This window comes from Xenorhabdus lircayensis (genome assembly GCF_016306625.1).
Taxonomy (GTDB): domain Bacteria; phylum Pseudomonadota; class Gammaproteobacteria; order Enterobacterales; family Enterobacteriaceae; genus Xenorhabdus; species Xenorhabdus lircayensis.
Window position 1 is genome coordinate 150327 of record NZ_JACOII010000028.1, and the last position, 7198, is coordinate 157524.

Annotated in this window: 5 protein-coding genes; 3 read left to right on the forward strand and 2 right to left on the reverse strand. The window is 42.4% G+C overall.

What is annotated here, in order from left to right; genetic code table 11:
- Positions 1 to 320: 320 nt before the first annotated feature.
- Complete coding sequence (gene yiaY, locus H8A87_RS07485; RefSeq protein WP_198689349.1) at positions 321 to 1481, reverse strand: L-threonine dehydrogenase; 1161 nt, start codon at positions 1479 to 1481, stop codon at positions 321 to 323.
- Positions 1482 to 1650: 169 nt separating this feature from the next.
- On the opposite strand from yiaY, the gene H8A87_RS07490 reads away from it, so the two are divergent.
- Entirely contained in the window at positions 1651 to 2145 is a 495-nt protein-coding gene (locus tag H8A87_RS07490) for a YbaK/prolyl-tRNA synthetase associated domain-containing protein (RefSeq protein ID WP_198689350.1), read from the forward strand.
- A 317-nt stretch (positions 2146 to 2462) separates the two neighbouring features.
- Here H8A87_RS07490 and gndA read toward each other — a convergent pair whose 3' ends face one another.
- Positions 2463 to 3869: an NADP-dependent phosphogluconate dehydrogenase gene (gene gndA, locus H8A87_RS07495; protein ID WP_198689351.1), complete on the reverse strand. Its 1407-nt coding sequence runs from the start codon at positions 3867 to 3869 to the stop codon at positions 2463 to 2465.
- Between the two features lie 282 nt (positions 3870 to 4151).
- Between gndA and H8A87_RS07500 the strand changes: the two genes are divergently transcribed.
- Entirely contained in the window at positions 4152 to 5732 is a 1581-nt protein-coding gene (locus tag H8A87_RS07500; protein WP_198689352.1) for a TerC family protein, read from the forward strand.
- Between the two features lie 413 nt (positions 5733 to 6145).
- Positions 6146 to 7198, forward strand: a 1053-nt coding sequence (locus H8A87_RS07505; protein ID WP_198689353.1) for a phage tail protein, incomplete at its 3' end; no start/stop codon positions are given.

A 7198-nucleotide genomic window follows, 5' to 3' on the forward strand; every position in this document is an offset into this window, starting at 1 on the left:
TTTTATCAATTTAATCATGTGGATAGATATAAGTTAATGACTTTATAGTTAGAATCTTATCGGTACTTTAACCACATAACAAAAAACATGTCAATAATATTGCAAACATATAATAAAAGCAAAAAGCGGATTCGTCTAATAAGGGAAATCATTAACGATTTTAATTGATTAATTAATATATTTTTATTATAAAAAACCTTTATAAGAATTTAGTTTCAAATTACAGGGGCAGATTAACCCACCGTGTTCTCATTGTTTGCAAAATAACAGCCACTTAGCCCATGATCAAATAAGTGAGCGAAGTGGCTTTTGACTAAATCTTACCGTTTTTCCATTGCCGACTTGAAGATAGCAACAATTTCTTCATGTGAAGCCTGAATCGGGTTTGTAAAACCACAGGCATCTTTCAACGCATTAGTCGCCAATGTTGGCAAATCGTCCTCTTTTACATTCAATTCAGACAAACCTGCCGGAATATTGACGTCTTGTGCCAATTTACTGATTGCTTGGATACAGGCTTCAGCACCTTGCTCATCATTCAAATCTGCCACCTCAACTCCCATCGCTGTAGCAATCTCTTTCAAGCGCATCGCAGAAACTTTTGCATTGAATTTCTGCACATGTGGCAGTAAAACCGCATTACAGACACCATGTGGCAAATCATAAAATCCACCCAGCTGGTGTGCCATAGCATGGACATATCCCAACGACGCATTATTGAACGCCATTCCCGCCAAGAACTGAGCATAAGCCATATTCTCACGCGCTTCCATATCATTGCCATCTTCAACGGCACGGCGCAAATAATTGCTAATCATTGTCACCGCCTTCAACGCACAGGCATCAGTGATAGGATTCGCCGCCGTAGAGACATAAGCTTCAATGGCATGAGTCAAAGCATCCATACCCGTTGCGGCAGTCAATCCTTTTGGCATACCTACCATCAAAGCAGAATCATTGACTGACAAAATAGGCGTAACATTTTTATCTACAATTGCCATTTTGATATGACGTTCAACATCCGTAATAATACAGAAGCGTGTCATTTCAGAAGCCGTACCCGCTGTAGTATTGATGGCAATCAGAGGTAACTGCGGTTTAGCCGAACGATCAACACCTTCATAATCACGAATATCCCCACCGTTGGCCGCCACCAACGCAATACCTTTTGCACAATCATGCGGTGAACCACCACCTAAGGAGATAACGCAATCGCAGTTATGCTGACGCAGAATTTCCAATCCTTCCTCAATATTAATGGTGGTCGGGTTTGGATTCGTTCCATCATAAAACACACTATTTATCCCTACATCCGCCAGTAAAATCTGAACCTTCTTAACAACACCCATCTCGTTTAACACGCGGTCAGTGACAATCAAAGCTTGCCTGTAGCCATAATTTTTCATTAATTCGACGGCCTCAGTCATGCACCCCATACCGATTTTATTCACTGGCGGGATAAAGAAAGTTGATACTGCCATGCGGAACTCCTTAGGTTTTACTGAAATATTTCAAATCTCAATATAAGAGAATTAAATTACAATGTGACACTTATCTACCGCATTAATTTTGACCAAAATCAATAATTGCCTATGTAAGAGTAAAAAAATAGGTACTAACTTTCATTTTGAGTTTATGTAGGAGAAAATTTTGCTAGAAAATGATATTTTCGAACGCCTTACCACTTTATTAGATACACAGAATGCCCGCTATCGTGTCATGGAGCACGTGACTGGTGGCCGTTCTGAAGAAGTTGCGAAAATACGGGGCACTCATCTCGGGCAAGGCGCCAAAGGTTTGGTTTGTCATGTTAAAGGAAATGGTTATCGGCAGTATATCCTCGCCGTCTTACCTGCTGACCAACAGGCCGATCTTGCGGCTCTTGCCAAGCAAGTTGGAGGAAGCCGAGCATCACTCGCAAGCCCGAAAGAGGTTTCTGAATTGACACGCTGTGTTTTTGGTACCATCCCACCGTTTAGCTTTCATCCAGATCTAAAATTGGTTGCCGATCCTCTCTTATTCGACCGCTATGATGAATTGGCATTTAATGCAGGTAGCCTGGAGCGTTCTATTATTTTGAATACAGAAGATTACCGCCGTATCGCCGTACCAGAATTAGTTGCTTTTCGTAAAATCGCCGCTTAAAGCTAACTTTAAGAAAAAACTCAATTAATTAAAGTAAACTTAAATAAAGTTTACATTTTGCTATAATTTAACCAGGCGAAAATAGGCGATTATTATATGAATAATATTTTTGTTCTGGTAATACTCGGTCTTGCTATCCTCAGTATCACTATCTTTCTTTACTGTTATGATGCAGAGATAGCGCACTGGTTAGAGAGATTTGCGCAAAGATTACTCAAGTGGCAACATCCACCTTAATACTTTTATCTAACAAAAAGGTGCTGAAGATTCAGCACCTTTTTTTTGATCATTTGATATCTAATTAAAATATCTAACGATTAACTCAACCACTCAGTATGGAAAACACCTTCTTTATCAGTGCGCTTGTAAGTGTGGGCACCAAAATAATCGCGCTGTGCCTGAATCAAATTGGCTGGCAATACGGCTGAACGATAGCTGTCGTAGTAAGAAATAGCAGCAGAGAATGTTGGAGTTGGAATACCATTCTGCACACCATAAGAAATGACATCACGCAGAGCTTGCTGGTATTCATCTGCAATTTGTTTGAAATAAGGAGCTAAAAGCAGGTTAGCGATAGCTGGATTTTCATTGTACGCATCAGTGATTTTTTGTAGGAATTGTGCGCGAATGATACAACCTGCTCGGAAGATCTTGGCAATTTCACCGTAGTTCAGATCCCAGCTATATTCATCCGATGCCGCTTTCAGCTGCTGGAAGCCTTGTGCGTAAGAAACGATCTTACCCAAATACAGAGCACGGCGAACTTTCTCGATAAATTCAGCCTTGTCACCGTTGAATGTCTGAGCTTCTGGGCCTGACAGCACCTTGGATGCCGCCACGCGTTGATCTTTCAGGGAAGAGATATAACGTGCAAATACGGATTCTGTAATCAGTGTCACAGGAACGCCGAGATCCAGCGAGCTTTGGCTAGTCCATTTCCCCGTACCTTTGTTAGCTGCCTCATCCAGAATTACGTCAACCAGATATTTCCCTTCTTCATCTTGCTTACGGAAAATATCGGCAGTAATTTCGATCAAGTAGCTGCTCAGTTCGCCTTGGTTCCAGTCACTGAATACTTCAGCCAATTCCTGATTACTCAGGTTCAATGCATTTTTCAACAGGGAATAGGCCTCTGCAATTAGCTGCATATCACCATATTCAATACCATTGTGAACCATCTTCACATAATGACCGGCACCATCTGCACCGATATAAGTGACACAAGGCTCACCATCAACTTGAGCGGCGATCTCTTTCAGAATTGGAGCCACCAGCTCATAGGCTTCTTTTTGACCGCCAGGCATGATTGAAGGGCCTTTCAATGCACCTTCTTCACCGCCAGAAACCCCGGTACCGATAAAGTTAAAACCCTGAGCAGACAACTCTCGATTACGGCGGATCGTATCCTGAAAATAGGTGTTGCCACCATCGATCAGAATGTCACCCTTATCCAAATGTGGCGTTAGTGATGCAATAGTTTTATCCGTAGCTTCACCTGCCTTAACCATCAACAGAATACGACGTGGCTTTTCCAGCGAATCGACAAACTCTTCAATGGAATAACTTGGGACTAATTTTTTCCCTGGATTTTCAGCAATAACTTCATCAGTTTTATCGCTGGAGCGGTTGAAAATAGATACAGAGTAACCACGGCTTTCAATATTCAACGCCAGGTTACGCCCCATTACCGCCATACCGACAACACCGATCTGTTGTTTGGACATGAATAACTCCCGTCTAATAATGACTGCTGCCCACCCAAGATGCAGTACGTAACGCCATATGCCGTATGCAACAAGACAGAGTGGACAATTTGTTAATGAAGTCACATGTTAACTCAGGAATGGTCATAGGGGGTAGTTATTGATGCAATCGATACCGTCGTGACGTTTTTTTGCTGAAAAAATTTCCAACTGGGATAAATCGCCTATTGATATTTCTAAATTCAATACGCATTATTCAATAGTCGGCAAAAGCCGTCATATTATAAAGGTAAAATAAATTGTATGGAATGGATCGCTGATCCGACGATATGGGCCGGTTTGGCCACACTTATCGTTTTAGAAATTGTTCTCGGAATTGACAACTTAATATTTATTGCCATTCTGGCAGACAAACTTCCTGAAAAACAGAGAGATAAAGCTCGCCTGACAGGACTTACCTGTGCCCTTGTCATGAGGGTATTTCTGCTATTCGGCCTATCCTGGCTCATTTCCCTGACCAAACCACTGATTACCTTGTGGGAGCTTCCTTTCAGCGCCCGTGATTTAATTATGTTGATAGGGGGGATTTTCTTGCTGTTCAAGGCCACAATGGAGTTGAATGAACGGTTAGAAGGAAAAAACCTGCATACCAACCAACAACGCAAAGAAGCTAGCTTCTGGGCAGTTGTTGTGCAAATTATCGTTTTGGATGCGGTATTCTCATTGGATTCCGTCATTACTGCTGTAGGCATGGTTGATCACATTGGTATCATGATTGCCGCCGTTATCATCGCTATGATCCTGATGATATGGGCCAGTAAGCCTCTGACAAAGTTCGTCAATGCACATCCCACGATTGTTATCTTGTGTCTCAGCTTCTTACTGATGATCGGTTTCAGCTTGGTTGCAGAAGGCTTTGGCTATCGCATTCCGAAAGGCTATCTCTATGCTGCCATTGGCTTCTCCATCATGATTGAAGCGCTGAATCAGTTCGCCCAGTTCAATCGCCGCAAGTTCTTGAGCGCTTCCCGCTCCCTGCGCGAAAGAACCGCCGAGGCTGTTCTTCACATTTTAAATGGCAAACGTGAAAATGCGGCTCTGGATAATCATACTTCCAATCTGATCGCGGATCATACGGATAACAAAGAAGTCTTTGAGCCTCAGGAACGCCAGATGATCGCCCGTGTTCTCAGCATGGCACAGCGCACCGTCAGTAGCATTATGACCTCACGCCATGACGTAGTTTATCTTGATGTCCATGCCCCGACTGCAAAATTGACTACGCTGCTGGAGAAAAAACCACATACGAGGATTGTCGTCACTGACGAACAAACCAGTGATGAGCCTCTCGGTGTGGTACATGTGATTGATATTCTTAATCAACAACTGACCCATAATACCTTTGATTTACGGAAGTTAGTGCAACAACCGCTAATTTTCCCGGAGTCTCTCTCCTTGCTGCAAGCATTGGAACAGTTCCGTCAGGCACAAACACACTTTGCCTTTGTAGTCGATGAATTTGGTTCTGTTGAAGGTGTGGTCACGGTAACAGACGTAATGGAAACCATTACCGGCAATCTGCCCGTAGGTAGCGGAGAGATCGATGCTCGCCATGATATTCAAGTCACTGAAGATGGATATTGGGTCGCTAACGGATTTATGCCACTGGAAGATTTGGTACTTTACGTGCCATTGCCATTGGATGAAAAACGTGAATACCAGACATTGGCTGGCCTGTTGATGGAACATCTGCAACATATTCCGCAACAAGGTGAGCAGGTACATATTGGCGATTATCTGTTTGAGCCGTTGGAAATCACCAGCCACCGCATCAATAAAGTGAAGATTACTTCACTGAAAGTCAGAGAAGAAACAGAAATATAACCCTCTATCCTGAAGTTTCATCACCTACTGAGGAAAACCGGCATAACGCCGGTTTTTTTTATTCCTATAAGTTTTATCAGTTTGATTTAATTTTTAGGGTGTTTTCTTGTGATTACCATAAGTACAATCAGGCTAATCCATTGGTATCTACAGAAATCACACCACTGGATTTACATTAAAAAAATTTACTTATTGTATGACTTAATGTGGGCCAGTGTCATAACTCAATTGAACATCATGGCAGAACATTCACGCACAAGGTGTGTTCCATAGTGTTAATTAGCAAGTTTAATGACTTACTCATAGGCGGAGATATCACCACCGCCTTCATATAACTCAGGAACTTTGCAAAAAGTCTCCTGTGGCTGAGTTAGCAATACATCTATTTATTGTTGATAAAATGAGGGTTTTATATGAGTACAAAATACTTTGCATTACTGACACATGCAGGTACCGAAAAACTGAAAAAATCGGCTGCATCTGGCACTAAATTTGAAATTACCCATATGGCTGTGGGCGATGGAGGCGGCAGCTTACCCACACCTAACGCCAGCCAGTCCCAACTAATTAATGAAAAGCATCGTTCTGAAATTGATGCTTTAACCATCTCTCACAAAGAATCCAAGCAAATTATTGCCGAGCAGATAATTCCTGAAGGTAAAGGTAATTGGTGGATTCGTGAAATGGGGCTATTTGACAAAGATGGCACATTAATTGCCGTAGGAAACTGTGCCGATCTCTACAAACCAGATTCACAGGAACAAGCCATTCGCATGGATCTGACAGTTAGCGACAGTAGCCTAACTGACTGGATAAGTGAGCTACTTTCCGGCCTCGCAACGCGCAGATATGTGAGAGAAAAGATTAAAGAACACGCCGAAAGCCGCGATCATCCTGATGCGAACTTGCAAGAGAAAGGATTTGTTGCATTGAGTAATGCGATAAACAGTGACAGCGATACTCATGCAGCAACGCCAAAAGCAATAAAAACAACGTATGAATTAGCAAATAGAGCCTATGAATTAGCTAATACAATATCTTCTACAGATAAATATGTGCCATCAACGCGTAAAGTTAATGGTAAAGAACTGTCCAAAGACATTGTACTAACAGCAGCGGATGTCGGTTCCTATGACAAAACCCAAACAGATTCCCTTGTCGATGGAGCTAAGAAATTAGCGAATTCGGCCAATGATAATGCAAATAGCAAAGTGCCATCAACGCGTAAAGTCAATGGTAAGGAACTGGTAAACGATATCGAACTGACCGCGCTTGATGTGAATGCCTACAGCAAGCAGGATACCGACGGGCTTATCAACGTAGTTACGAATCTGGCTAACACCGCTAATCAGCAAGCGAATACTGCCTTTCAACATGCTGACAGCAAAGTCCCTCTCATCCGCAAAGTCAATGGCAAAGAGCTGAACACAGACATTGAACTGAGTGCGGCTGATGTCGGTACTTAC